Source organism: Streptomyces sp. NPDC060064 (assembly GCF_042736455.1).
Taxonomy (GTDB): domain Bacteria; phylum Actinomycetota; class Actinomycetes; order Streptomycetales; family Streptomycetaceae; genus Streptomyces.
The window spans coordinates 126648-153183 of sequence record NZ_JBHWWF010000008.1; the positions used below are offsets into that span (position 1 = coordinate 126648).

25 protein-coding genes and 1 pseudogene are annotated in these 26536 nt (G+C 70.8%); 15 read left to right on the plus strand and 11 right to left on the minus strand.

The window, feature by feature from the left end; genetic code table 11:
- The first annotated feature begins 50 nt into the window (after positions 1–50).
- The 4 genes from ACFWDI_RS12760 to ACFWDI_RS12775 all read left to right on the plus strand — a co-directional run bounded on the left by ACFWDI_RS12760 (position 51) and on the right by ACFWDI_RS12775 (position 3691).
- Entirely contained in the window at positions 51–1628 is a 1578-nt protein-coding gene (locus ACFWDI_RS12760) for a TROVE domain-containing protein (RefSeq protein WP_385303460.1), read from the plus strand.
- 96 nt (positions 1629–1724) lie between these two features.
- A complete protein-coding gene (locus ACFWDI_RS12765; RefSeq protein ID WP_385303462.1) occupies positions 1725–2381 on the plus strand; it encodes a GntR family transcriptional regulator in 657 nt (218 codons plus the stop codon).
- Positions 2382–2404: 23 nt separating this feature from the next.
- Positions 2405–3421, plus strand: a complete 1017-nt coding sequence (locus ACFWDI_RS12770) for a 1-aminocyclopropane-1-carboxylate deaminase (protein ID WP_385303464.1) — start codon at positions 2405–2407, stop codon at positions 3419–3421.
- A gap of 39 nt (positions 3422–3460) precedes the next feature.
- Positions 3461–3691, plus strand: a complete 231-nt coding sequence (locus ACFWDI_RS12775; RefSeq protein ID WP_215093417.1) for a hypothetical protein — start codon at positions 3461–3463, stop codon at positions 3689–3691.
- A gap of 75 nt (positions 3692–3766) precedes the next feature.
- Here the strand turns inward: ACFWDI_RS12775 and ACFWDI_RS12780 are convergent, their stop codons facing one another.
- The 3 genes from ACFWDI_RS12780 to ACFWDI_RS12790 are packed head-to-tail and all read right to left on the minus strand — an operon-like array spanning position 3767 to position 6104.
- Positions 3767–4957: a TerD family protein gene (locus ACFWDI_RS12780; RefSeq protein WP_385303466.1), complete on the minus strand. Its 1191-nt coding sequence runs from the start codon at positions 4955–4957 to the stop codon at positions 3767–3769.
- A gap of 47 nt (positions 4958–5004) precedes the next feature.
- Positions 5005–5223, minus strand: coding sequence for a hypothetical protein (locus tag ACFWDI_RS12785; protein WP_327322824.1), 219 nt, complete (start codon positions 5221–5223; stop codon positions 5005–5007).
- A gap of 56 nt (positions 5224–5279) precedes the next feature.
- Positions 5280–6104: an NAD-dependent epimerase/dehydratase family protein gene (locus tag ACFWDI_RS12790; RefSeq protein ID WP_385303469.1), complete on the minus strand. Its 825-nt coding sequence runs from the start codon at positions 6102–6104 to the stop codon at positions 5280–5282.
- A gap of 241 nt (positions 6105–6345) precedes the next feature.
- Here ACFWDI_RS12790 and ACFWDI_RS12795 point away from each other — a divergent pair, with 241 nt between their 5' ends.
- The 3 genes from ACFWDI_RS12795 (at position 6346) to ACFWDI_RS12805 (ending at position 10231) form a co-directional block, all read left to right on the plus strand.
- Positions 6346–7290, plus strand: coding sequence for a 5-dehydro-4-deoxyglucarate dehydratase (locus ACFWDI_RS12795; RefSeq protein ID WP_385303470.1), 945 nt, complete (start codon positions 6346–6348; stop codon positions 7288–7290).
- Positions 7287–8450: a hypothetical protein gene (locus ACFWDI_RS12800; protein ID WP_385303471.1), complete on the plus strand. Its 1164-nt coding sequence runs from the start codon at positions 7287–7289 to the stop codon at positions 8448–8450. The genes ACFWDI_RS12795 and ACFWDI_RS12800 overlap by 4 nt, the downstream gene beginning before the upstream one ends.
- A gap of 374 nt (positions 8451–8824) precedes the next feature.
- Entirely contained in the window at positions 8825–10231 is a 1407-nt protein-coding gene (locus ACFWDI_RS12805; RefSeq protein ID WP_385303472.1) for an NCS2 family permease, read from the plus strand.
- A gap of 91 nt (positions 10232–10322) precedes the next feature.
- Here the strand turns inward: ACFWDI_RS12805 and ACFWDI_RS12810 are convergent, their stop codons facing one another.
- The 6 genes from ACFWDI_RS12810 to ACFWDI_RS12835 form a co-directional block, all read right to left on the minus strand.
- Positions 10323–11771 (minus strand): peptidoglycan D,D-transpeptidase FtsI family protein, encoded by a 1449-nt coding sequence (locus ACFWDI_RS12810; RefSeq protein WP_385303474.1) that lies wholly within the window; start codon positions 11769–11771, stop codon positions 10323–10325.
- 92 nt (positions 11772–11863) lie between these two features.
- Positions 11864–12520 (minus strand): response regulator, encoded by a 657-nt coding sequence (locus ACFWDI_RS12815; RefSeq protein WP_385303475.1) that lies wholly within the window; start codon positions 12518–12520, stop codon positions 11864–11866.
- Positions 12517–13728, minus strand: a complete 1212-nt coding sequence (locus ACFWDI_RS12820; RefSeq protein ID WP_385303582.1) for a sensor histidine kinase — start codon at positions 13726–13728, stop codon at positions 12517–12519. The genes ACFWDI_RS12815 and ACFWDI_RS12820 overlap by 4 nt, the downstream gene beginning before the upstream one ends.
- A 38-nt stretch (positions 13729–13766) precedes the next feature.
- Positions 13767–14801: a hypothetical protein gene (locus ACFWDI_RS12825; RefSeq protein ID WP_385303476.1), complete on the minus strand. Its 1035-nt coding sequence runs from the start codon at positions 14799–14801 to the stop codon at positions 13767–13769.
- 78 nt (positions 14802–14879) lie between these two features.
- Positions 14880–15365 carry a GNAT family N-acetyltransferase gene (locus tag ACFWDI_RS12830; RefSeq protein WP_385303477.1) on the minus strand — a complete coding sequence of 162 codons (486 nt, stop codon included), beginning with the start codon at positions 15363–15365 and terminating at the stop codon, positions 14880–14882.
- The gene (locus ACFWDI_RS12835; protein ID WP_385303479.1) at positions 15366–16136 is read right to left on the minus strand and encodes an IclR family transcriptional regulator; all 771 of its coding nucleotides are present in this window, start codon (positions 16134–16136) and stop codon (positions 15366–15368) included.
- A gap of 128 nt (positions 16137–16264) precedes the next feature.
- Between ACFWDI_RS12835 and ACFWDI_RS12840 the strand changes: the two genes are divergently transcribed.
- Together ACFWDI_RS12840 and ACFWDI_RS12845 are read left to right on the plus strand one after the other, a co-directional pair.
- Positions 16265–17803, plus strand: coding sequence for an aldehyde dehydrogenase (NADP(+)) (locus ACFWDI_RS12840; RefSeq protein WP_385303480.1), 1539 nt, complete (start codon positions 16265–16267; stop codon positions 17801–17803).
- Between the two features lie 4 nt (positions 17804–17807).
- Positions 17808–18422 (plus strand): DUF1349 domain-containing protein, encoded by a 615-nt coding sequence (locus ACFWDI_RS12845; protein ID WP_385303482.1) that lies wholly within the window; start codon positions 17808–17810, stop codon positions 18420–18422.
- Positions 18423–18434: 12 nt separating this feature from the next.
- Here ACFWDI_RS12845 and ACFWDI_RS12850 read toward each other — a convergent pair whose 3' ends face one another.
- Positions 18435–19808, minus strand: coding sequence for an MFS transporter (locus tag ACFWDI_RS12850; RefSeq protein ID WP_385303483.1), 1374 nt, complete (start codon positions 19806–19808; stop codon positions 18435–18437).
- 71 nt (positions 19809–19879) lie between these two features.
- Here ACFWDI_RS12850 and ACFWDI_RS12855 point away from each other — a divergent pair, with 71 nt between their 5' ends.
- From ACFWDI_RS12855 to ACFWDI_RS12875, 5 genes and pseudogenes are all read left to right on the plus strand, one after another.
- Entirely contained in the window at positions 19880–20869 is a 990-nt protein-coding gene (locus tag ACFWDI_RS12855; protein ID WP_385303484.1) for a GlxA family transcriptional regulator, read from the plus strand.
- Between the two features lie 21 nt (positions 20870–20890).
- On the plus strand, positions 20891–21361 hold the full coding sequence (locus tag ACFWDI_RS12860; RefSeq protein ID WP_385303485.1) for a GNAT family N-acetyltransferase: 471 nt from the start codon (positions 20891–20893) through the stop codon (positions 21359–21361).
- 422 nt (positions 21362–21783) lie between these two features.
- A pseudogene (locus ACFWDI_RS12865) lies at positions 21784–22655 on the plus strand (hypothetical protein).
- A gap of 222 nt (positions 22656–22877) precedes the next feature.
- The gene (locus tag ACFWDI_RS12870; protein WP_385303583.1) at positions 22878–23597 is read left to right on the plus strand and encodes a DsbA family oxidoreductase; all 720 of its coding nucleotides are present in this window, start codon (positions 22878–22880) and stop codon (positions 23595–23597) included.
- Between the two features lie 69 nt (positions 23598–23666).
- A complete protein-coding gene (locus tag ACFWDI_RS12875; RefSeq protein WP_385303486.1) occupies positions 23667–24713 on the plus strand; it encodes an aminotransferase class V-fold PLP-dependent enzyme in 1047 nt (348 codons plus the stop codon).
- Here the strand turns inward: ACFWDI_RS12875 and ACFWDI_RS12880 are convergent.
- Positions 24662–25204, minus strand: coding sequence for a MarR family winged helix-turn-helix transcriptional regulator (locus ACFWDI_RS12880; protein WP_385303487.1), 543 nt, complete (start codon positions 25202–25204; stop codon positions 24662–24664). The two genes, ACFWDI_RS12875 and ACFWDI_RS12880, sit on opposite strands and share 52 nt — an antisense overlap.
- Positions 25205–25341: 137 nt before the next feature.
- On the opposite strand from ACFWDI_RS12880, the gene ACFWDI_RS12885 reads away from it, so the two are divergent.
- On the plus strand, positions 25342–26412 hold the full coding sequence (locus tag ACFWDI_RS12885; protein ID WP_327322805.1) for an alkene reductase: 1071 nt from the start codon (positions 25342–25344) through the stop codon (positions 26410–26412).
- The last annotated feature ends 124 nt before the right edge of the window (positions 26413–26536 follow it).

Sequence of the window (26536 nt, forward strand, 5' to 3'; positions counted from 1 at the left end):
CTCGGGCACCCCTTTTGCTGCGCTTCCCCCAGGAATTCGGGGGAATTCACATGGCACGCTTCAACACCCGTACCACCAAGGCAGGGACCGTCTCGCCCGTGCGGTCGACCGGTCGCGCCGTCCGCACCCACCAGGGCGGCATCGGCGCCGGGCGCGACGCACGCTCCGAGCTCTTTCTGCTGGCCGTCGCCAACTTCGTTTCGCAGCAGACCTTTTACGAGTCCGGCGGCGACCGTGACAACCGCTTCACCACCCTCGTACGCCGACTCGCCGTCGAGGACCCGGAGTGGACCGCCGGCCTGCTCGCGTGGCTGCGCGGCGAGGGCAATATGCGGACCGCCTCCATTGTCGGCGCCGCCGAATACGTCAAGGCGCGTCTCGACGCGTCCGTGACCGCGGGTCCGACGAACCGTCAGGTCGTCGACTCCGTACTGCGGCGTGCCGACGAGCCCGGCGAAATGCTCGGCTACTGGACCTCGCAGTACGGCCGCAATGTCCCCAAGCCCGTCAAGCGCGGTATCGCGGACGCCGTGTCCCGCCTCTACAGCGGAAAGTCGCTGCTGAAGTACGACACCGCCTCCAAGGGCTACCGCTTCGGCGACATCCTCAACCTTGTTCACGCCTCGCCCGACCCCGGGAAGCCGTGGCAGGGCGCGCTGTTCCAGTACGCCCTCGACCGCCGGCACAACCCGGACACGGCCGAGCCGCCCGCCACGAACCGCACGCTCACCGCCCACCGGGCGCTGATGGCGGTGCCGGCCGCCGAGCGGCGCGCGGTGATCACCGCGCCCGACGGCGCGGCGCGCCTCGCCGAGGCGGGCATGACCTGGGAGGCGCTCGCGGGCTGGCTGCAGGGTCCGATGGACGCGGCGGCCTGGGAGGCCGTCATCCCGTCCATGGGTCCGATGGCGCTGGTCCGCAACCTGCGGAACTTCGACGAGGCCGGCGTCTCGGACCAGGTCGCCGCGCAGGTCGCCGCGGAGATCTCGGATCCCGAAGTGGTCGCCGCATCGCGGCAGTTCCCCTTCCGCTACCTCGCCGCGTACCAGCACGCGCCGTCGCTGCGCTGGTCGCACCCGCTGGAGCGGGCGCTCGGCCACTCGCTGGCCAATGTGCCCGCACTGCCCGGCCGGACGCTGATCCTGGTCGACCGTTCGGGCTCCATGTGGGCGCGGCTCTCGGACCGCTCCGAGCTCAACCGCGCCGACGCGGCGGCGGTGTTCGGCGCGGCGGTGGCGATGCGGGCGGACCGCGCGGATCTCGTCGAGTTCGGTACGAGCAGCGCGTCCGTGAAGTACCGCAAGGGCGAGTCCGTACTGAAGGTCCTTGAGCGCTTCGGCGACCTCGGCGGCACCAACACCACCGAGGCGGTCCGCAAGCACTACAAGAAGCACGACCGGGTGCTGATCGTCACCGACGAGCAGGCGGCGTACAGCTACCACGGCGACCCGACCGAGCAGGTCCCGGCGGACATCCCGGTCTACACCTGGAACCTGGCGGGCTACCGGGCCGGCCACGCGCCGTCGGGCAAGCCGAACCGGCACACCTTCGGGGGACTCACGGACGCGGCCTTCCGCATGGTGCCGCTGCTCGAGCGGGGCCGGGATGCCGACTGGCCCTGGAAGTGAGCCCCGGAATCGAGTCCTCGGCGTGAGCCCGGGAAGTGAGCCAGGGATGAGCGCGGCCGTTGTGCGCCTGTGAACTGACATCTAACATGTCAGTTCATGGGTGCACTGCGGCCGGTACGGCGGACTCTGCTGCGCGACACGGCGTACACGGCGATCCGGGACGCCATCGTGCGCGGCGAGCTGCCGCCGGGAGATCCCGTGCGCGACGTCGGCCTCGCCGAGCGGCTCGGGCTCTCGCGCGCCCCGGTGCGCGAGGCGCTGGCACGGCTCGCGGAGGAAGGGCTCGTCGAGACCAAGCCGCAGAGCTATACGCGGGTGACGCGGCTCGACCCGCGCGCCGTGCGCGAGGCCGCCGTCGTCGTGCGCGCCATGCACGAGCTGGCCGCGAGGGCCGCCGTACCGCTGCTCACGGGCGAGGACATCGTCGAGATGCGTGAGGCGAACAGCCGCTTCGAGAGCGCGACCCGCACCGGTGCCGTCGGCGAGGCGCTGCAGGCCGACGACGAGCTGCATGACGTACTCGTACGGGCCTGCGGCAACCGCGCCGTCGCGGCGACGATCGCGCGCCACACCCCGCTGATCCGCCGACTGGAGTGGCGGCAGTTCGCCGAGGCGAGCGCGCTGCGGTCGGCCGAGCTGCATGGGCGGCTCATCGAAGCGTGCGCCGCCGGCGATGCCGACGAGGCGGCCCGGGTCACCGCGCGGATCTGGCGCGCGCTCGAAGAGCTTGCGGACGAACCGGACCTTCTCTGATCATCCGAATCAAGGGAGTCAGCGTGTCGATCACCTCGTACAAGCGCTATCCGCTGCTGTTCGGTCCCTCGCCGGTGCACCGGCTCGACCGGCTGACCCGCCACCTCGGCGGCGCGGAACTGTGGGCCAAGCGCGAGGACTGCAACTCCGGTATCGCCTACGGCGGCAACAAGACGCGCAAGCTGGAGTACCTCGTCGCCGACGCCCTCGCCAAGGGCTGCGACACCCTGGTGTCCATCGGTGGAGTGCAGTCCAACCACACCCGCCAGGTCGCGGCCGTCGCCGCCCACGCCGGGCTGCGCTGCGTACTGGTGCAGGAGAGCTGGGTCGACTGGCCGGACGCCGTGTACGACAAGGTCGGCAACATCCTGATCAGCCGGCTCGCGGGCGCCGACGTCCGGCTGGTGCGCGCCGGGTTCGGGATCGGCGTCAAGGAGAGCTGGGAGCAGGCACTGCGCGATGTCGAGGAGAGCGGCGGCCGTCCGTATGCGATCCCGGCCGGTGCCTCCGATCATCCGCTGGGCGGGCTCGGCTTCGCCAACTGGGCGTACGAAGTGGCCGAGCAGGAGCGGGCGTCAGGGGTCTTCTTCGACACCGTCGTGGTCTGCTCGGTCACCGGCAGTACACAGGCCGGAATGATCGCGGGCTTCGCGGCGCTCGAGGAGGCCGGCGGCCGGCCGAGGCGAGTGATCGGCATCGACGCTTCGGCCGCCCCCGAGCGGACCCGGGAGCAGATCGGGCGCATCGCACGCAATACCGCCTCACTCATCGGAGTGGAGCGCGAGCTGCCGGATCAGGACATCGAACTGGACGCGCGGTACCACGCGGGGACATACGGCATCCCGGACGCCACGACGCTGGATGCGATGCGTCTTGCGGCCCGTACGGAGGGGATGGTGACGGATCCGGTGTACGAGGGGAAGTCGATGGCCGGGATGACAGACCTGGTCACACGTGGTGAGATCGGGTCCGAAGCGACCGTGCTCTACGCCCATCTCGGTGGCCAGCCCGCGCTCAATGCTTATAGCGCGCTGTTCTGACGTGGCGTGGCGGGGGCCCGAGGGCGCATACTCGAGGTAATGACAAAGTCAGCCGGATCCCGGCGCTACCTGCCCTCCAGTCCCTTCAACAAACCGGCCGCGGCTGCCCCACCCATTGAGCAATACGAAGTGGGGGACCGGGTCTCGCATGACCAGTTCGGACTCGGAAGAGTCATCGCAGTCGAGGGCGACAACGCCGCTGTGCTCGTCGACTTCTCGGGGCGTCAGGGAAGAATCCTGAGCCCATACTCCAAGCTGGCCAAACTCTGAGGACCTGGCCCCCGGGCCCGCCATCACCTAGCAGCGATGGCGGCCCCGGCGGCGCAGGTCACGGTGCTCGGCGGGTCACAGTGCCTGGGCGGCCGGCTTCACCATGCCGCGCACGGTGCGGGACTTCACGAAATCGCCCATGGCGGTCATGTCCCATTCGCCCGAGAACTGCTTGATCAGTTTCGCCATCATGACGCCGGTCTGCGGCTCCGCGCCGGTGAGATCGAAGCGCACCAGCTCCTCGCCCGTCGCCGCGTCGATCAGCCGGCAGTAGGCCTTGGCCACCTCGGTGAACTTCTGTCCCGAGAATGAGTTGACGGTGAAGACCAGGCCCGTCGCCTCGGCAGGAAGCCGGCCCAGATCCACGACGATCACCTCGTCGTCGCCCGCGCCCTCACCCGTCAGATTGTCGCCGGAGTGCTTGACTGCGCCGTTCAGGATCGAGAGCTTGCCGAAGTAGCAGCTGTCCAGGTGGTTGCGGTTGGGGCCGTAGGCGATGACGGAGGCGTCGAGGTCGATGTCCTTGCCGCCGAACGCGGGCTCCCAGCCGAGGCCCATCTTGACCTGCGAGAGCAGCGGTCGGCCGCCCTTGACCAGGGAGACGGTCTGGTTCTTCTGGAGGCTGACCCGGCCCTTGTCCAGGTTGATCTTTCCGGCGCCGGCGGCGGGTGCGGCCGGCGGCGCGGAGGGGGCGGGCGGAGCCGCGGCCAGGCGCGGGTCCACCGGCGCCACAGGGGCGGCCGCAGCGGGCGCGGCGGCGGGCTCCTCGTCGACGGAGACGCCGAAGTCGGTGGCGATGCCCGCCAGCCCGTTCGCGTAGCCCTGGCCGACCGCACGGGCCTTCCAGGCGCCGTTACGGAGGTAGATCTCCACGACGACCAGCGCGGTCTCGGCACCGAGCTGCGGCGGTGTGAACGTGGCGAGCGCGCTGCCGTCGTCGGCGCTGCGGATGGTGGCGGTCGGCTCGATGCCCTGGAAGGTCTGTCCCGCGGCGTCCGGGCTCGCCGTGACGACGATCTTCTCGATACCGGGCGGGACGGCGGCGGTGTCCACCACGATCGCGTCGGGCGCACTGCCGCCGCCGGAGCGGTAGCTGACACCGGGGCCCGCCGGCTGGTTGTAGAAGATGAAGTCGTCGTCGGAGCGCACCTTGCCGTCGGCGGTGAGCAGCAGGCCCGATACGTCGAGCCGCACCGGGGCGGCGACGTCCACCACCACGCGGGCGACGGAGAGAGGGATGTTCGAGCCGGGGGTCATAGCTGTCATGCAAGGGATAACGATTGAGGGCGCTTTACCGTTCCCTTACCTTCGGGCTATCTGTTGCGCGGGTGGTTGCGGGCCGTGCGCTCATTGCCGAATTTGTACGCGCCGGTCCAGCGGGCCATGACCAGCTGGGCGTCGCCCGACTCCACTTCGGCCAGGAACTTCTCGGCGCGGGCGCCGCGCAGCGTGCCGGCCGCGCGGCCGCGGTGGGTGATGACGACGCTGCCGTCGCCGTGCTGCGCGTAGCTGAATCCGAAGGGCTTGGCCATGGCCCACATCCTGGCCGGGGCACGGCCCGCTCGGCACGCGAATTTCCTGGGTGCGATCAGTACGGCCACTGGGGCGGGTTGGTGGTGAAGTGGCCGCCCAGGTGTGCGTGGTCCGGGTTGTCCGGGTCGAGTTCGCCCTGCTGCGCGACGAGCTTTTCGGCGTACTGCTCCGAGTCGTCCTGCGGCTCGTAGCCGAGAGCGCGCGCCGTTGTGAGGTCCCACCACAGGCGGGTGTTGGCGGAGGAGCCGTAGACGACGGCGTGGCCGACGTTCTCGGCGGTGAGGGCGGCGTGGAAGAGGCGGGCGCCGTCGCCCGGGCTCATCCAGACCGACAGCATCCGTACGGACGTCGGTTCCATGAAGCAGGAGCCGATGCGGACGGAGACGGTCTCGAGGCCGTGCAGATCCCAGTAGAGCTGGGCCAGATCCTCGCCGAAGCACTTGGACAGGCCGTAGAAGGTGTCGGGGCGCCGCGGGGTGTCGATGGGGATCAGCTGGTTGGACGCGAAGGGCGGCTGCCCGTGCGGGCGCGGGGTGAAGCCGACCGCGTGGTTGCTGGAGGCGAAGACGATGCGTTCGATGCCCTCTTCGCGAGCCGCCACGTAGAGGTTGTACGTCCCTTCGATGTTCGCGCGCAGGATCTTCTCGAAGGGGGCTTCCAGCGAGATCCCCGCGAGGTGGATGATCGCGTCGACGCCCCGTACCGCTTCGCGCAGCGCCTCCTTGTCGGCGAGGTCGGCGGTGACCGCGTCCGGCACCCCCTCGATGGGAGTGGCGTCGAAGAGGCGGAGCTCGTAGCCGTACGCGGGCAGCAGCCCCCGCATCAGCGTGCCGAGGCCGCCTGCGGCGCCGGTGAGCAGGACGGTGCGGGGAGCGGGCATGGGCGGATCTCCTCGAAAATGCTCAGGTCCGTAGACGGCATTCACATGCATGGACACGCTAGGGAGTGGTCCGGGCACCGTCAAGTGTGGCGCGGAGGGGCCGACTCCGCCTCTGAGTTGCGGTTTTCCGTCTTGACCGGTGCCATCCGGCTGCCTTAGCGTGGCGGCGTTCAGGAATGTGGACGTCGATCAGAATTGTGCACGAGCCGCGGAGGCTCCGTGTACGGCCCAGGGAGCGCCCGTGACCTCAGCCCCGCTCGCCGCCCGGCTCATCCGGGCTCAAGGACCGCTGTTCTTCCCCGTCACCGCGTACGGGCCGGACGGCACCCTCGACCTCGATGCCTTCCGCGCCCACGTGAGAACCGGTATCGACGCGGGCGCGGCCGCGGTCTTCGCCTGCTGCGGTACGGGCGAGTTCCACGCCCTGACCCCGGAGGAGTTCCGCGACTGCATCGCCGCGGCCGTCGAGGAGACGGCGGGCGAGGTGCCCGTCGTCGCCGGCACCGGCTACGGCACCGCGCTCGCCGTCCAGTTCGCGAAGCTCGCCGAAGAGGCGGGCGCGGACGGGCTCCTCGCCATGCCGCCGTACCTCGTCGTCGCCGACCAGCGCGGACTGCTGAGCCACTACACCGCACTCGCCGCCGCCACCCCCCTCGACGTCATCGTCTACCAGCGCGACAACGCCGTCTTCGCTCCCGAGACCGTCGTCGAACTCGCGCAGGTCGACGGCATCATCGGCCTCAAGGACGGCTGCGGCGACCTCGATCTGATGCAGCGCATCGTCAGCGCCGTCCGCCGCGACCTGCCCGACCATGACTTCCTCTACTTCAACGGGCTGCCCACCGCCGAACTCACCGGTCTCGCCTACCGCGGCATCGGCATCACCCTGTACTCCTCCGCCGTCTTCGCCTTCGCGCCCGACATCGCGCTCGCCTTCCATCGCGCGCTGACCACCGGCGACGACAAGACGGTCGGCAGACTGCTGGACAGCTTCTACGTGCCGCTGGTCGAACTGCGCAATCTCGGGCGCGGCTACGCCGTGTCCCTCGTCAAGGCGGGCGTGCGGCTGGAAGGTCTGGACGTCGGCGAGGTGCGGCCGCCGCTGAGCGAACCCCTCGCCCTCCACATCAAGGCCCTGGCGGCACTGATCGAGCGCGGCCGCGCCCTGCTGGAGGAGCGCGCGTGAAGGCCTCCGCCTTCCTCTACCCGTGGGACGTCGTAGGCGACCCGCACGCCGCCTCCCGGATCGCGGACCTCGGCGTCCAGCAGGTCACCCTGGCCGCCGCCTACCACTCCACCCGGGCCCTGACGCCGCGCCACCCCCGGCACCGGATCGTCACCGCACAGCACGCCGCCGTGCTTTACGACATGGACGAGGCTCGCTGGGCGGGCCGGGAGCTGCGCCCGTACGCCGCCGGGGCCTGGGCTCCCGGCGACGCCTACGGCGAAGCGGCCGCCGCCCTCACCGAAGCCGGACTCGACGTGCACACCTGGGTGGTCCTCGCCCACAACTCCCGCCTCGGCGCCGAGCGTCCGGACACGTCGGTCGTCAACGCCTACGGCGATCGCTACCCCTGGGCGCCCTGTATCGCGCAGCCCGCCGTCCGTGCCCTGGTGGTGGAGCTGGCGGCGGAGGCGGCGACACGGCCCGGTGCGCTCGGCACCGAGCTGGAGTCCTGCGGCTGGTACGGCCTCGCGCATCTGCACGCCCACGACAAGATCGCGGGCGTGGGCCTCGGCGACGCGGCGCAGTATCTGATGTCGCTCTGCTTCTGTACCGCCTGCCGCGACGGCTACGTACAACAGGGCCTGGAGCCCAACCTGCTGGCCGCCGCCGTACGGCACGGCCTGGCGCCGGTCTGGCAGGGCGCGGCGCCGGCCGACGCCGGGATCGAGAAGCTGCTCGGCGCCGAACTCGCCGCGGTCACCCTGGAGTTCCGGACACGAACTGCCCGTACGCTCCAGGAGGACACGGTCGCCGCGGTACGGGCCGCCGCCCCGGACGGCTTCCAGGTACTGCTGCACGCCGACCCCGTCGCGTACCACTGCGGTGCGAACGCCGGCGTCGATCCGGCGCACATCCTGTCCGTCGCCGACGGCGTGGTCGTGCCCTGCACCGGCGGGCCTCGGCTGCTGACACCCTTCGCGGACCAGCGCGCCGAAGACTCCGTGCTGGCCGCCAACTTCACGGTCGTCGGCGGCATGGGCGGCAGCCCCGGCACGCTCGCGAACGACGCCGCCCGCGCCGCCGGGCTGGGCGCGAACCAACTGCGGCTCTACCACGCCGGACTGGCCTCCGACGCGGACCTGACGCTGGTGTCGGAAGCGCTGTCCCGGCTGGCCTGAAGGCCTGGCTTGATCCGCGACCCGCCCCTTCCCGCCGGGTCGATATGCGACGCCGCCGCGTGGGGGGCGAGCCCCCGGACCCGTACGCCCTTCGGGCGTTGTCCTCAACCGCCGGACGGGCTTGAATGAAAAATCACGCCTCGCCGGCGATTGAGGCGCGGGGTCCGGGGCGGAGCCCCAGCAGCGTCAGCGCAACCGCCGGCCCCGCCGGCTGAGACGCCTTACGGGATCGGGCAGTTGACCTACGCTGGGCGCCGCATCGCGACGATCAAGCGCCGGGCGGATATGACGTAACACGCGCATAACCTGAAACGCTCCTCCCGTGGGCACAATCCAGCTACCCGCAGGCCGGATTGATACCCCCGAGGAGAGCCATGTCCGCACAGGTCGACCGCTACTTCCAGATCAGCGCACGAGGTTCGACCTTCGGGCGAGAGATACGCGGCGGCTTCGCCACGTTCTTCACGATGGCCTACATTCTCGTCCTCAACCCGATCATCCTGGGCAGTGCCGAGGACAAGTTCGGCGCCCATCTCTCCGGTCCCCAACTGGTCACCGTCACTGCCCTGGTGGCCGCCGTGATGACCGCGATCATGGGCCTCGGCGGCAATCTGCCGCTCGCCATCGCCGCCGGACTGGGGCTCAACGCGGTCGTCGCCTTCCAGATCGCGCCCCTGATGAGCTGGCCCGACGCGATGGGCCTGGTCTTCCTCGAAGGCATCCTCATCTGCGTCCTGGTCGTCACCGGGCTGCGCGAAGCCGTCATGCACGCCATTCCGCCGTCGCTCAAGCAGGCCATCAGCGTCGGCATCGGCCTCTTCATCGCCTTCATCGGCTTCATCGACGCGGGCTTCGCCACCCGCATCCCAGGCGACACCGGCTCCGTACCCGTCCAGCTCGGCGCGAGCGGTCACCTCTCCGGCTGGCCCGTCCTGGTCTTCTGTCTCGGCGTGCTGCTCACCGTCGCGCTGATGGCCCGCAAGGTGAAGGGCGCCATCCTCATCTCCATCGTCGCGACGACGCTCCTCGCGATCGTCATCAACGAGATCGCCGACATCGAGCCGCTCGCCTGGGGCCTGACCGTGCCGGCCGTGCCCGACGACATCGTTTCCGCCCCCGACTTCGGGCTCGTCGGCGACTTCAGCCCCTTCGGCGCCTTCGAGCAGATCGGCGTCGTCACCCTTGTCCTGCTGGTCTTCACACTGATCCTGAGCGACTTCTTCGACACCATGGGCACCGTCGTCGGTGTCTCCAACGAGGCGGGTCTCCTCGACGAGAACGGCAAGGTCCCGAACCTCGGCCGGGTACTGCTGATCGACGGCGTGGCGGCTGTCGCGGGCGGCGCGGCCTCCGCCTCCTCCAACACCTCGTACATCGAATCCGCGGCCGGTGTCGGCGAGGGCGCCCGCACCGGCCTCGCCTCCGTGGTCACCGGCGCGCTGTTCGGCCTCGCGCTCTTCCTCACCCCGCTCGCCACCGTCGTCCCGGCGCAGGCCGCGGCGCCCGCGCTCGTCGCTGTCGGCTTCCTGCTGATGGCACAGGTGCGGCACATCGACTGGGAGCGGTACGACATCGCCATCCCGGCCTTCCTGACGATCGCGGTCATGCCGTTCACGTACTCCATCACCAACGGCATCGGCGCCGGTTTCCTCGCCTACGTCGTCATCAAGGCGGTGCTGGGCAGGGCGCGCGAGGTGCACTGGCTGCTGTGGGGCACGGCGGCGCTGTTCGCCGTCTACTTCGCGATCGACCCGGTCGAGCAGCTGCTCGGCGCCAAGTAGTCTCGCCCCGACGGCAAGCAGCCTCCGCCCTGGAGTGACGGCAGCCCCACCCCGGAGTCAGGGCCCGCCCTGAAGTGAGGGTCCCCGACCCTCACTTCAGGGCCGCCGCCATCATCCTCTGCGCGATCGGCGCGGCCAGACCGTTGCCGCTGACCTCCGAGCGGGCCGCGCCCGAATCCTCGACCATCACGGCGACCGCGACCTCCTTGCCGGTGGACGAGTCCTTCGCGTACGAGGTGAACCAGGCGTACGGCGTCTTGCTGTTGTTCTCGCCGTGCTGCGCGGTACCCGTCTTGCCGCCCACCTCGGCCCCGTCGACCTTGGCGTTGGTCCCGGTGCCGTCGTTCACGACCGTCACCATCGCGCTGCGCAGCTGTTCGGCGGTCGAGGAGGAGACGATCCGCTGCGACTTCTCGTCCTCGAAGGACTGCAGCGTGTTGCTGTCCGCGTCGACGACCTTCGAGACCATGTGCGGCGACTCCAGCACACCGTCGTTGGAGATTGCCGCGGAGACCATGGCCATCTGCAGCGGCGTCGCGGTCACATCGAACTGGCCGATGCCCGACAGCGCCGTCTGCGCCTTGTCCATGCCCGTCGGATACAGACTCGCCGAGGCCCGCACCGGCACGTCCTGCGTCGTGTCGTTGAAGCCGAACTTCTGCGCCATCGACCTGACCTTGTCCTGCCCCAGATCGGCGGCCATCTTCCCGAAGACGTTGTTGCAGGAGTACTGCAGTGCCGTGCGGATGGAGGCGTTCTCGCAGGGCGCGGCGGTGTTCTCGTTCTCCAGGACCCTGCGCGTGCCGGGCAGTGTGTAGGGATTCGGGCTCGTGGTCCTCTCGTCGGCCGAGCCGTAGAGACCGTCTTCCAGCGCCGCGGCCGCGACAACCAGTTTGAACGTCGAGCCGGGCGGCAGCGGCTGCCGCAGTGCCCGGTTGACCAGCGGCTTGTCCTGGTCCGCGAGCAGCTTCTGCCAGACGTCGCCGTCCGTCGTCCCGCTGATCTTCGACGGGTCGTACGAGGGTGTGCTGACCATTCCCAGGATCTTCCCGGTCTTCGGGTCGATGGCGACGGCCGCGCCCTTTGTGTCGCCGAGCGCCCGGTAGCCGGCCTTCTGCACCGCCGGGTCGATGGTCGTCACCACATCGCCGGGCTTCTGCTGCTTCCCGGTGAGCGCGTCGACCGGGTTCTTCAGCCGGCTGTCGGTCCCGTCGAGGACCTCGCTGTAGATGCCTTCGAGCTGCGTGGCTCCGTACGCCTGCGAGCTGTAGCCCGTGACGGCCGAGTAGAGCGAGCCATCGGTGTAGGTGCGCTTGTACGCGAGATCACTGCTCGCCGTCCTCTTCGAGCCGGTGACCGGCGACCCGGCCACGATGATGTCGCCGAGCGGCTGCGCGTACTGCGCGATGATCTTCCGTCGGTTGTGGTCGTCGTCCGCCAGCGCTCTGCCTTCGTACGCCTGGACCCAGGTCGCCCGCAGTAGTAGGGCGAGCACCAGCAGCAGGCTGAAGACCGCAGCATTCCTGATCGTCTTGTTCATCCCGTAGAAGGGACGAACGGGGCGGAGGATGACGTTCCCTGCCTGCCCGGTTTCTCAGGAATTCTTCATCCGGAGCGGCCGGCGGACGGGCCTCAGCGAGGCGAGATGAAGCCCGACTCGTACGCCGCGATCACCGCCTGCGTACGGTCCCGGGTGTCCGTCTTCGCCAGGACCGACGCCACATGGGTCTTCGCCGTCGCAGGTCCTACGCCCATCCGCCCGGCGATCTCCGCGTTGGTCAGGCCCGTCGCCATCAGCCGCAGCACTTCGGCCTCGCGCTCGGTCAGCCGGGCCGCCCACGGCGGGGGAGCCGCGGGCCGGCTGCGGCCGTACTCGGCGGCCAGTGAACGCACGGCGGCCGGGAAGAGCAGCGAATCGCTGCGGGCCACCAGCCGGACCGCCTGGACGAGCTCCTCCGCCGCGGCGCGCTTGAGCAGGAATCCGGCCGCTCCGGCGCGCAGGGCGTCATACACATACGAGTCGTTCTCGAAGGTCGTCACGACCACGATCCGCGGCGGCCCGTCGAGCGTGGCCAGGATCTGCTCGGTGGCCCGGATGCCGTCGATCTCCGGCATCCGCACATCCATCAGGACCACATCGGGGCGCAGCTCACGCACCACCGACACCGCCTCCGCGCCGGTCGACGCCTCGCCGACCACCTCAAGATCGGGTTCGGCGTCGAGGATGACGCGCAGTGCCGTACGGACCATCCGCTCGTCGTCGGCGAGGACCACCCGGATCGCGCTCATCGCCGGCCCGCCAGCGGGAGGCGGGCCGAGAGCCGCCACACCGCGTCCTGCGGGCCCGCCTGCGCGTGTCCGCCGAGCAGCGCGGCCCGCTCGGCGATACCGCGCACACCACGGCCGCCTCCCGGGCGGATCACCGGGGCCCTGTCGGGCAGCGGATTCTCCATCGTGATCTCCAACTCCTCGCCGCGCAGGGCGATCCACAGGGACACCGGGAACGCCCCGGCGTGGCGCAGGGCGTTGCTCAGCCCCTCCTGGACGATGCGGTACGCCTCGCGCGAGACGAGCGCGGGGACGGCGGCCAGGTCGCCGTCGGCCGTGAGCGACACCGGGACGCCGCTGCGGTCGATCAGACCGTCCAGGGTGTCCAGGGTCGGCCCGGTGAGCCGGGCCGCTCCGTCCTCGTCCTGACGCAACAGGCCCAGTACGGAGTCCAGTTCGCCCACCGTGCGCCGCGTGGTCTCCTCGATCGCGGCCAGTGCTTCCCGTACGAACTCCGGATCGCTGTCCAGGACCTTGCGGGCCGCGCCCGCCTGCAGGGTGACGGCGCTGAGGGCGTGGCCCACCGAGTCGTGCAGCTCGCGGGCCAGGCGGTTGCGCTCGGCGAGTTCGGTGGCCCGGCGTTCGGCGGCCTCCAGCCGGTCCGCGGGCGTGGGGCCGAGCAGCACCGGCGCCTGGCGGGCCAGCAGCGCCCCGGCCGCCGCCGCGCAGGCGGCGAGCGCGGTCAGCATGGCGATCCCGGCGAACGGGCACAGCGCCAGTGCCCAGGCGTGGTCGAGGGAGTCGGGGACCCTAATCAAGTCCCTGAGCCCTCCGGAGAGCGGCAGCAGGATCAACGTCACGGCGAACGGCGGCAGCGCGAGCGTGGCACCGCTGATCAGCGCACCGATCCCCACATGCAGCGTGAACCAGCCCGAGGTCCGCAGCCGCGCGGCCCGCGAGCGCGCCGGCCCCTCCGCGAACCGCTCGGCGGGCACCCCGCACAGCGCCTTCGCAGCGGCCACCGAGAGCGGTCTGGCCAGCGGGAAGAGCGCGGTCGCCGCGGCTATCGGCAGGGCGATTCCGTACGCACCGAACTGCAGGGCAACGGAGTTGGAGAATATGCTCTCGGCGCCGACGAGGGGGCCGACGACCACCGTGCCCACCAGCCAGTACGGCATCAACAGGGCGCCGCCCAGGATCAGATGGAGCCAGCGCAGCCTGGCCCGCATCCCGAACAGCGCCCGGCCGAACTCCCCCAGCACTCTCTTCACGCGCCGCGCCGCCGCAGGAACGAGGCGGTCCCGGTGACGACGAGCAGACCGACGATCATGCCCACAGCGTAGGTCAGAGCCATCAACCCCGATGCCCGCTCGCCTTCTTCGCCTCCCGGCAGCACCGCGGCGATCAGCAACCAGATGCCCCAGCAGCCCACCGCGCCCGAGCCCAGCCAGGCCATGGCCAGCGGAACCTTCAGCGGCAGTGCGGGGCCCAGGCGGAAGGCGAGCAGCAGTGCTCCGGCCACGGCGACGGCCACGAACAGGGCGCTGATCCCTTCGAGCACATAGAAGTCGGCCGTACGCTGCTCGATCCGCGTCGCGGAGAGACCGGTTGTCGCGCCGCAGGCCCACAGCAGGCGCATCGTGGCGGGGAAGAGCGCGAGCACGGCGGCGGCCACGGTGGTCACCTTCACCGTCCGCCCGGTGGCTGCCCCGGGCAGGTCCCAGACCCGGCCCCGCCACACATGGCTCCAGCGCTCCCGCGCGTACAGCACGAAGAGACTTCCAAGGGCCAGGCCCTGGACGATGAAGCCCGTGTAGACGACCCCGAAGACCCACTCGTCGAGGAAGGGTTCGTCCCCGGCCGGCTGGGACCGGGCTCCGGTGACGGCGTGGGTCAGCAACTGGACCGGGAAGCCGACCATGATCGGGGCGAGCAGACCGCCCGCGATCCAGATGGGCGTGGCGAGGAGCCAGGCGGGGACCCGGCGGCCCCATGCCTGGGTGAGCAGCAGCGCCAGGACGATGACCGCGCCGTCCATCAGGACGGTGACGCTGTTGGCCGCGGCCATCAGACCGCGGTGCTCAAGCAGCACACTGCCGTCGGGGATGCCGATCCTGCTGCCCGCGATCCAGGCGATCTTGAGCGAGAGATACGGGACGCAGGAGGCGATGGTCAGCGCCCGCAGCAGTCGGCGTGCGGGGCTGTGCCGCTCGGGTGCGCCGCGAAGCCGGCGCTCGGGGGTGCGGGGGCCTGCCCCCGCCTTCGGGAAGGGGCGGGACCGGGGAACACTGTGCGGGCTCATGCCCCTTACGCTCCCGGCTCCGGGAGCCCCGCACCTCCTGCGCTGCGACGATCCCTCTCCGCCGTGCGGCGGAGAAGGTCAGCCCGCCAGGGTGAGGAGCACCTCGTCGGTCTCGGCGCCGCGGGCATGCGCGTAACCCCGGTCCTCGCCGGTCACGGAGAATCCGCACTTCTGAAGGACCCGGATCGAGCCGGCGTTGTCGGCGGCGGCGCGGGCGTGCAGCGGACGCTGCGGTACGAGTTCGATCAGCGCGCGCAGCGCGGCGGTGGCCACGCCGCGGCCCCAGTACGCGCGGTCGATGAAGTACGTGACCTCGCGCTCCTCGGGCGGTCCGTACACCGCGGTGTGGCCGACGACCACATCGTCGGCGAGAACGGTCCGTATGACGGCGTCGGAGACGAGGATCCGCGCCCAGTGGGCGTCGAAAGCGGCCCGGTCGGTGGGGTCCTTGCTGGTGAAGGCGGCCATCAGGTTCGACTCGGGGTCGCTCATGTGCCGGAAGAAGACCGGCAGATCGCTGTCGGTCACGTTGCGCAGCGTGACGCGCGGGGACAATGGGGACATTCAGAGCCTCCGGGTCGCCAGCGTCAGCCGGTCGCGCGCGTCGAAGAGCGCGTCCTTGATCATCTGCTCATGGCCGGGGGTCAGCCGGGCCACCGGCACCGAGCAGCTGATGGCGTCCCGCGCCGGGGTGCGGTACGGAATGGCGATGCCGAAGCAGCGCAGTCCGAGGGTGTTCTCCTCGCGGTCCACGGCGTAGCCCTGCTCGCGGACGAGGTGCAGCTCCTCGATGAGCTTCTCCCGGTCGGTGATGGTGTGCTCGGTCAGCGACGCCAGGGTCTCCGGCAGCATCTTGCGCACCTGCTCGTCGCTGTGGGTGGCGAGCAGCGCCTTTCCCAGCGAGGTGGAGTGCGCGGGCAGCCGGCGGCCGACGCGGGTGAAGGGGCGCAGATAGTGCTGCGACTGCCGGGTGGCGAGATAGACGACGTTGGTGCCGTCGAGCCGGGCGAGGTGGATGGTCTCGGTGGTGTCGTCGGAGAGCCGGTCCAGGGTGGGGCGGGCGGCCGCGACCACCTCGTCGCCGTCGATGTAGGAGGTGCCCACCAGCAGGGCGCGCACGCCGATGCCGTACCGCGTGCCCGTCGCGTCCGTCTCCACCCAACCGAGCTCGACCAGGGTGCGCAGCAGCATGTAGAGGCTGGACTTGGGGTAGCCGACGGCCTCCTGGACCGCGGCGAGGGAGTGCATGCCGGGGCGCCCGGCGAAGTACTCGAGCAATTCCACCGTCCGCACCGCGGACTTGACCTGTGCTCCGCCGGAATCCGCAGTTGACATTGCTCTTCGCCCCTTCTTGACCGCGCAGAACGCCCGGAAATAGAGTCCCCATATATTCACCATCGGGAACACTGTTCAGAATACCGAACAAATCCTGAGGGATGGCAGAAGACCGGAAGGAAGCCGCGGTGGCAGCAGCACCAGTCTGGAGTGTCGACCCCCGAACCGGGAAGCCGCGTGAGCAGGTTGCGGTCGAGTCAACCACTGAGGAGATCGACCGCGCGGTCCGCGCCGCACACGCCGCCCGCCCCGCACTCGCCGACCGGAGTGTACGCGCGCGGCTGCTGCGCACCGCCGCCGACCTGCTCGACGAGGCCGGTGAACATGTCATCGAGGCCGCCGACGCGGAGACCGCGCTCGGCCCCACCCGCCTGACCGGTGAACTCGCCCGCACCACTGCCCAGTTGCGGGCCTTCGCCGAGGTCGTCGACGAGGGCGCCTTCCTCGACATCCACATCGACCACGCGGACGGCAGCCGTACGCCGCCATGGCCCGATCTGCGCCGCTTCAAGATCCCGCTGGGCGTCGTCGCCGTCTACGCCGCCAGCAACTTCCCGCTCGCCTTCTCCGTACCCGGCGGAGACACCGCGAGCGCGCTCGCGGCCGGCTGCCCGGTCGTCGTCAAGGCCCACCCCGACCACCCCGGCACCTCCGAACTGTGCGCCTCCGTGCTGCGCAGGGCCGCCCACCAGGTCGGCCTGCCCGAAGACGTCGTGATCCTCGTCCACGGCTTCGAGGCGGGCGTCGAGCTGGTCAGGCACCCGCTGGTCGCGGGCGCCGGCTTCACCGGGTCCGTACGCGGCGGGCGCGCGCTCTTCGACGCCGCGGCCGCCAGGCCCACCCCCATCCCCTTCCACGGCGAGCTCGGCTCCCTCAACCCCGTTGTGATCACCGAGGCGGCCGCCGGCGAGCGGGCCGAGCAGCTCGGCGCCGGGCTCGCGGGCTCGATGACGCTGGGCGGGGGCCAGTTCTGCACCAAGCCCGGCTTTGTGCTCGCTCCCGCCGGCGACGTGGGCGACCGGCTGCTCAAGTCGCTGACGGCGGCAGTCAGCGAGACCGAGCCCGGCGTGATGCTCGACCACCGGATGCGCGGCGCCTTCGTCGAGGGCGTACGCGAACGGGCCGAACTCCCGGAGGTGGAGGCCCCGATCACGCCCGGCGCGGGCGGTGATCACACCGTGAGCGCCGGCTTCCTCTCCGTGCCGGCCCGGCTGCTGGCCGCCGAAGGGCCGCACGACCTGCTGCTCGAGGAGTGCTTCGGCCCGGTCACGGTCGTCGCGCGGTACGAGTCCGAGGCCGAGATCACCGAGGTCCTCGGCCGACTGCCCGGCAACCTCACCGCCACCCTGCACCTCTCCGAGTCTGAGGCCGCGGGCGAGGGCCGGGGCGCGGAGCTGCTCGCCGAACTCACCCCGCTCGCGGGCCGCGTCCTGGTCGACGGCTGGCCGACCGGTGTCGCCGTCGCCCCCGCCCAGCACCACGGCGGTCCCTACCCGGCCTCCACCTCCGGCTCCACCTCGGTCGGGGCCACCGCGATCGAGCGTTGGCTGCGCCCGGTCACGTACCAGACGACGCCCGAGGCGCTGCTCCCGCCCGAGCTGCGCGACGAAAACCCGCTGGGGCTGCCGCGTCGGGTGGACGGCCGCCTCGAAACTCCGGGAAGCTGAGCCGGTGACCGAGCCGATCGACCTGCCCGAGCTCCCCTTCCCGCTGCGCTCCTACGGCCCCGACGCCAACTGGTCGTACGAGAAAGGGGTGCTGACCGGCTGGGCGGGAGCCAGGCAGGACCGCTTCGTACCGCCCGCGGGCGAGGCGCTGGAGCCCGTCTCCGACGCGCCCCGCCTGCTCGGTGCGCCGGAGGGCGACTTCCAGCTCATCGCCCGGGTCACCGTCGGCTTCGCCGCGGCCTTCGACGCCGGTGTCCTCTATCTGCACGTCGGCGAGCGGGAGTGGGCCAAGCTCTGCCTGGAACTCTCCCCGGACAAGCCCACCATCTGCACGGTCGTCACCCGCGGCCACTCCGACGACGCCAACTCCTTCGAGGTGGCGGGCGACAGCGCATGGCTGCGGATCAGCCGCACCGGCAAGGCCTTCGCCTTCCACGCCTCGACGGACGGCGAGCACTGGACCTTTGTGCGGATCTTCGCCCTCGGGACGGAGGAGCAGGCCGGGGCCGCGCTCGTCGGCTTCCTGGCGCAGTCCCCGGTGGGCGAGGGCTGTGTGGTGACCTTCGACCGGATCGAGTTCCGCGAGGGCTGGCCCGAGGGGCTGCGCGACGGATCGTGACCCGCCGCAGGCTCAACGGCCCAGCCGTAGCCGCGCCGTGGCCGCCGCGGTGACCGCCAGCAGCACCGCGCTGACGAGCATGCTGATCCGCAGCCCGGAGACGAAGCCGTCCGCGACCAGTGAGCCGAAGACCGCGATGGCGAGCCCGCCCGCGGTCTGGCGCCCGGCGTTCAGCACACCCGCCGCCAGTCCGGCCCGTTCCGCCGGCACCGCGTCCATCATGGTGGCGATCAGCGGCGGCAGCGCGAGCCCGCAGCCCAGCGCCAGCGGCACCAGCAGGAAGGACACCAGCAGCACTGGCGTGTCCGCGCCGGCCAGAAGCAGCAGCAGTGCTCCAGCCGCGGCGAGCAGCTGTCCCAGGACCATCGGCAGCCCGGCACCGAAGCGGGCAGCCAGCTTGCTCGACACCACATTCACCACCGCGATCAGCGCCGTCATCGGCAGAAACAGCAGCCCCGCGGCCAGCGCCCGCTCTCCGCGTACCTGCTGGAAGTAGAGACTGAAGACGAAGATCGCCCCGTAGAAGGCGACACTCGCCGCGCACCCGGCCGCGATCGCCACCGCGACCGTACGGGTGCGGAACAGCCCGAGCGGCACCACCGGATGTGGCTGCCGCGCCTCGATCCGTACGAACGCGAACGCACTCACCGCAGTGACACCGAGCGCGACAAGACCGAGCCGCCCGCCCTCGATCACGGCGAACGCCAGCGCGGCAAGCGCCACCACCGCGGCCAGCTGCCCCGGCAGATCCAGCGGCGCGGGCCGCCGCTCCGAGCGCGGCACCCTGGTCGCGAGCGCGAGACCCGCCAGGCCGAGCGGCACATTGATGAAGAAGATGCCGCGCCAGTCCCAGGCCGTGATCAGCGCACCGCCCGCGACCGGGCCCAGCGCCATCGCCGCCGTACCGCCCGCCGCCCACAGCGACACCGCACGAGCCCGCTGCAGCGGATCGGTGTACGCCTGGCGTACGAGCGCGAGCGTCGTCGGCAGGACCACCGCGGCGGCGAGCCCCTGCGCCACTCGCGACCCGATCAGAACGCCCAGGTTCGGCGCCAGACCGCAGGCCACCGATGCGGCGGTGAACAGAGCGATGCCCACGGCGTACGCGCGGCCGGCGCCGATCCGGTCCGAGAACGCACCCGTGGACAGCAGCATGGCCGCAAAGGCCAGCGTGTACGCGTCCAGGACCCACTGCAGGCCCGACATGCCGCCGCCGAGAACCGAGCCGATCACCGGGAGCGCGACATTGACGACGGAGGTGTCCAGCGTGATCAGCGCGAAGCCGAGGAGCGCGGCGGTGAGGGCGAGCACGGGCGAGGGTCTGCGGCCCGGCGGGGCCAAATCCGGGTCGGCGGAGGCGGTTTGAGGGGCTGTGTTCGTTGACATGGCCCCCATCCTCGGGATCGACGGCGGCCTACAGTAGTGGCCTGAATGCCATACGTCCGGAGGATCTGGCCATGTACTCCGCGCAGCCCCTGCCGCCCCAGCAGCCCGTGCACCGTGTCGCCGTCGTCGCCGCCCCGCCCGTGTCGATGTTCAACATCGCAACGCCCGAGATGCTCTTCGCGAAGGTGCAGGTGGACGGGGCGCCCGGCTACGAGACGGTGTTCTGCACCGTCGACCCCGGACCCGTCACCACCAGCAGCGGCCTCGATGTGCAGATCCCGAACGGCCTGGACGCCATGGACGATTCCGACACCGTGATCGTCGCGGGCACCGGCTCCCGGGAGGCACTCGACCCGCGGATCCTGGACGCGCTGCGGAAGGCCGCCGCCGACGGCAAGCGGATCGCCTCCATCTGCACCGGCGCGTTCGCGCTCGCCGAGGCGGGCCTGCTGGACGGCCGGGCGGCGACGACGTACTGGACGTACACCCGCGAACTCGGCGACCGGTTCCCGGCCGTCGACCTTCAGGAGGACGTTCTCTATGTGCAGGACGGGCAGTTCATGACCTCCTCCGGCTACGCGGCCGGGATCGACCTGTGCCTGCACATCATCCGTACCGACTACGGCGCTGCCGTCGCCAACAACGTCGCGCGCCTCGCGCTCGTCGCCCCCGTACGCCCCGGCGGCCAGACCCAGTTCACCGACACCCCGCTGCCGGCCGAACGCGGAGTCTCGTTCGCCTGCACCCGCGCGTGGGCCATGCAGCACCTCGACGAGCCCCTCACCCTCACCGACCTCGCCCGCAACGCCGGCGTCTCCATCCGCACCCTCACCCGTCGCTTCCACGCGGAGACCGGCCGCAGCCCCCTGCAGTGGCTGCTCCACCAGCGCATCGAACGCGCCCGCGAACTCCTCGAGACCACCACCCTGCCCATGGCCCAGGTCGCCCGCGCCAGCGGGCTCGGCACGGCGGACTCGCTGCGCCAGCACATCCAGCGCCGCCTTGGCCTCACACCGAGCGCCTACCGGGCCGCCTTCAGCCGGGTCGCAACCGCCGGCTGATCTCCCGGCGTCCCCACCACCATGATCAGAACAGCCGTTCCCGCCGACCTGGATGCCATCGCCGCCCTCCACGCCGAAGCCCGCGCGAGCTACTACCGCGGCCACATCCCTGACGACGCCTTCGACGGCCCCGCCGAGCGCGCCCGCACCCGCGCGGGCTGGGCCGCCGCCATCGAGCGCGGCGCGGTGCTCTGCGCAGAGAAGGACGGGACCGTCGCCGGAGTCGCCGCTTTCCGCGAGGTCGATACGGTCATGACACTCACCCAGCTCCATGTGGACCCGAAGCGGTGGCGCGGCGGCATAGGCACCGCCCTGCACTCGGCCTGCGTCGAGTCCTGGCAGCGCGCCGGAGTCCGCACCGCCCGCCTCGAGGTCTTCGAGCAGAACAGGCGCGCCCAGTCCTTCTACGCGCACCACGACTGGTTCCCCGACCCGGACGAGCCGCGCGCCGACACCCACCTGGTGCTTCGCCTCACAGTGCCGCGCGCCTAGCGGCACTCTCGGCATGCCGATCCGGTACAGAATCGTCAGCACGACGACCGCCACCACCGGACCGGCCCGAGGGAGCGCTTCCCGGCCCCATTTGGCGCGGCGCGGGACTTCCGAGCCTCAAGCCCAACAGTCGTCCCCCGACGAGGACTCGGGGCGCGGGCCGCTCCTGGTCGAAGCGCCGGCGGACGGTGAGGTGTGACGCCGGGGACCTGTCCCCCGCGAGACGGTGCGGGCCGAACTGGACCTCGTACCGAAGCCCGAGTGCACACCCGCCACGCCCACTCTTGCGAGTGAACTGCCTCAACTTCCCCGAGCCAAGACCGCCTTGTCTTCCTACGCTCGCCACGAGAGTCGCCATCGGCATGTGCCATTGACACTTCTGCCGCTCGACTCGCACCACCCCGTAACCGACAAGGACCCGCATGGTCAGCTCACCTCACGAGGCGATGCACCGCATCTTCCAGGAGTACCCCGGACTCTTCTCCCGGGTCTCCGAAGCGCTGGGCGTCGACTTCGCCCCACCCACCTCGGTCACCGTCATGCCCACCGACCTCACTGAGGCACGGCCGGTCGAACGCCGCGTCGACACCCTGTTACGACTCGACACCGAAGACGGCGACTCGCTCCTCCTCGCCGTCGAAGCCCAGGGCAAGAGGGACCCCGCCAAACCCGCCAGCTGGGCCTACTACCTGTCCTACCTGCACACGAAGTACCAACTCCAGCCCCTCCTGCTGGTCGTCTGCCAGGACCGCACCACCGCCGAATGGGCCTCCCGCACCACCCATATCGGCCCGCCCCAATGGCCCGCCCTCACCCTGCGCCCCTCGTCGCCGGCCCTCACAACATGCCGCGGATCACCGACACGGCCGAGGCCCGGAAGGACCTGGCACTCGCCACCCTGTCGGCCATCACGCACGCCGCGGATCCGGGCATCGGTGCCATACTCAAAGCACTCTCCACCGCACTGCGGGACACACCGGAAACCATCGCAGACCCCATCGTCGAACTCACAGCACAAGGCCTGGGCAGACTCCCGGCCGCACAACACTGGAGGAACCTGGTGGTCGTGGACCTCTCCTTCTACACCTCACCCCTCTCGGAAGAGATCCGAGACGAAGGCCGCGCCCAGGGCATCGCGCAGAGCATCCTGCTCTTGCTCGAGCAGCGCGACATCGCCGTTCCCGTCGGCGCCCGCGAACGCATCACCAGCTGCAGTGATCCCGAGATCCTGCGGCACTGGCTCGCCCGGACCATCACCGCATCCTGCGCAGAGGAGATCTTCGCAGAGGAATAGGCCCGCCCCGGCGAGACGCACATGCGGCCGGCCCTGGTGTCAGGGCCGGCCGCGAACACCGACGCCCCTCCGACCGGGTATTCGGTCTGGGAATTCGGTCCCGGCAATCGATCGTGCTGCACCTCACACAGGCGGCCTCCGCGGAATGAGGCAGTCCCGGTGCGCGTTCACCTCTTGGCGGAGGTGGCCTCCGCACCGTACGACCCTGGAGTGATGAAGAAGATGCGCGTCGAGATCTGGAGCGATATCGCCTGCCCCTGGTGCTACATCGGCAAGGCGCGCTTCGAGCAGGGACTCGCGGCCTTCGCCCACCGCGACCAGGTCGAGGTGGTGCACCGCTCCTTCGAGCTCGACCCCAACCGCGCCAAGGGCGAGACCGGCCCGGTGATCCCCATGCTGGCGAAGAAGTACGGGCGCACCATCGAGGAAGCGCAGTCGATGGAGGAGCACGTCGCCTCCAACGCGCGCTCCGAGGGGCTCGAATACCGGACCGAGGGCCGTGATCACGGCAACACCTTCGACATCCACCGGCTGCTGCACCTGGCCAAGGCCCGCGGCCGCCAGGACGAGCTGCTGAACCTCGCCTACCGGGCGAACTTCGCCGAGGAGCGGTCGGTCTTCGACGCCGGGATCCTCCTCGAGCTCGCCGTGGAGGCCGGTCTGGACGCGGACGAGGCCCGGGCGGTCCTTGCCGACGAGGACGCGTACGCCGACGACGTACGGGCGGATGAGCGCGAGGCCGCCGAGCTGGGCGCGACCGGTGTGCCGTTCTTCGTCCTCGACCGCCGCTACGGCGTCTCCGGCGGCCAGCCGGCCGAGGTCTTCACCCAGGCGCTGGAGCAGGCGTGGCAGGGCCGGGCGATCACCCCGATCGGCGCGGACGCCGCCGCCTGTGACACCGACGGCTCGTGCGAGGTTCCGCAGCCCGGAGCCCATGCTTGAGCGCTGCTGAATGGTTCCCCTCAACAATTGGCGGTTGACCAGGCGTTGAGAGCATCGCAGGGTGATCCCATGGAGACCCTGGGCGGCGCCGAGTTCGCGCCGGACACGACGTATCTGAACACCTCCACCTGCGGGCTGCTGCCCCGCAGGACCGTCGCGGCGGTGACCGCGCTGGCCGAGGAGCTCGCGGCCGGGCGGCCGGGCGGCGCCGGTGACTTCTCCGAGGTGACCGCCGCCCGGCAGTCCTTCGCACGCCTCACCGGTGTGGACGAGGAGCGGGTCGCCGTCGGTGGTTCGGTCTCGGTGCATGTCGGACTGATCGCGAGCTCGCTGCCGACCGGCGCGGAAGTCCTCTTCCCCGAGGGAGAGTACGCCTCGGTCATCACGCCGTTCCTGGTACGCGGGGATCTCAAGCTGCGGTACGCACCGCTGGACGAGCTGGCCGATGCGGTGCGTCCGGGCACCGCGCTGGTGGCCTTCTCCTCGGTGCAGTCCGCCGACGGCCGGATCGCCGATCTGCCCGCGGTCCGGGCCGCCGCGGCCGCACACGGCGCCCGTACGCTCGTCGACGCCAGCCAGTCGGCGGGCTGGCTGCCGCTGGACGCGGGCGCGTGGGACTTCACCGTCACCGGCGGCTTCAAGTTCCTGCTCTGCCCCCGCGGCGCCTCCTTCCTCACCGTGACCGAGGAGGCGCAGCAGACCCTGGTGCCGATCCATGCGGGGACCTTCGCCGCCGAGGTTCTGTGGGGGACCACCTACGGACCCATCGAGGAGCTGGCGCACTCGGCCCGGCGGTTCGACGAACCCACCGCCTTCCTCTCGTACCACGGCGCGAGGCAGTCACTGGCGCTGCTGGAGGAGACCGGAATCGACGCCGTACACGCCCACAACACCGCGCTCGCCCGGGGGTTCCGGGCGGGGCTTTCGGAGCTGGGCCATGAACCGGTGCCCGGCGAGTCCGGCATTGTCGCCGTGCCGGGGCTCGGCCACCGCGTCCCGGAACTGGCCCGCGCGGGGATCACCCTCGCGGAGCGGGCGGGCAATCTGCGCGCCGCCTTCCACCTCTACAACTCCGCCGCCGAGGTGGACTGGGTGCTCGACGTCCTGTCCGGCTGACCGGGGCAGTCCGCGGTCTGGACGCAGAGGTTCTCCTCGACCTTCCCGAGCAGCCGGGTCAGCTCCCGGCGCTCGTCCGGGTCGAGCCCGGCGAGCGTGTGCTCCTCCAGATTCGCCCAGGCCGCCTGCACCGCGGAGTGCAGGGCGCAGCTCTCCTCCGTGGCCTCGACGAGCACCGCGCGCCGGTCGCCCGGGTCGGGGCAGCGGCGGACGTGTCCGGCCTGCTCCAGGCGCTGGAGCATCTTGGTCACGGTGGAGGGGTCGAGCTCGACGGCCTTGATCAGCTCGGACTGGCGCACCGGGCCCGCGTCCCACAGATGCATCATCACGAACTCCTGCCCCGGGTAGAGGCCGGCTCCCCTGAGCAGCTTGCCCGCCGCCATACGGTGCAGCCGGGCGACCCGGGAGACGGCATGGCTGACGGGGCCGCCGAGCGCGGAGCTCGGCAGCGCCTCGGTACAGACGGGGTCGGCCGCGGTCTCGGGCTTCATCGGGGCCTCCTCAGGAGGGGTGGCGACTGTCTGGTGGACAGTGTCCCCAAAAACTTTACCTTGGTCGGCCAATTAATGGTCTACAGTGACTCTCGGCGCGCTTACTTGGCCGACCACGTAAATTCTGGGGAGCTTTCATGACCACCGCATTCGACCCGATCGACCTGTCCGGCACACAGCTCGGCAACCGGATCGCCATGGCGCCGATGACCCGCAGCCGGGCGTTCGGCGAAGGGCTCACCGTCACCGACTCCACTGTCGAGTACTACGGCCAGCGCGCATCGGCCGGCCTGATCATCACCGAGGGCATCCAGCCCTCGGTCCTCGGCCAGGGCTACCCGAACACTCCGGGCCTGCACAGCGACGAGCAGATCGCCGCCTGGCGCAAGGTCACCGACGCCGTGCACGCCAAGGGCGGGAAGATCTTCGCCCAGATCATGCACGCCGGACGCATCGGCCACCCGGTGCTCTGGCCGGACCAGGAGCTGGTGAGCGTGGCTCCGTCCGCCGTAGCCGCCGCCGGGCAGCTCTATACGCAGGAGGGCCCCAAGGACTTCATCGCCCCGCGCGAGTTGTCCGCCGCCGAAATCCCGGCCGTCATCGGCGAGTTCGTCGCCGCGTCCCGCAACGCCATAGAAGCAGGCTTCGACGGCGTCGAACTGCACGGCGCCAACGGCTACCTCATCCACCAGTTCCTCGCCGACAACACCAACCTGCGCACCGACGAGTGGGGCGGCTCCGTCCAGAACCGCATTCGCTTCGCCGTCGAGGTGACGAAGGCGGTGGCCGAGGCGATCGGCGCGGAGCGGACCGGACTGCGGGTCTCTCCCGGCAACGCGTACAACGACATCGCCGAGACCGACCCGGAGGCGACCTACCCCGCGCTGGTCAAGGAGCTGGAGCCGCTCGGCCTCGGCTATCTGCATGTCGTCGAGATGGTCCCGGGATTCAGGGAGGTGACGCTCGCGCTGCGCAAGCAGTTCAGCGGCACCTTCATCCTCAACCCGGCGACCGAGGGCCCGACCGACCACGGGGCGCTGGGGCTGATCGAGGACGGCATCGCGGACATCCTCGCCTTCGGCGCGCTGTTCCTGGCCAACCCGGACCTGCCGGCCAGGCTCAAGGCCGAAGGCCCGTACAACACCCCGGACACGGCCTCGTTCTTCGGCGGTGACGACAAGGGCTACATCGACTACCCGGCGCTGTAGGGCAGTTGGCACGGAAAAGGCCCGGCCCCCTCCGAGAGAGGGGCGCCGGGCCTTCCCGTACGGGACGGGCTGTCGCGGGGCTGTCGCACCGGAGTGAAGTCCCGCGCCCCGATGCTGTGTCCCA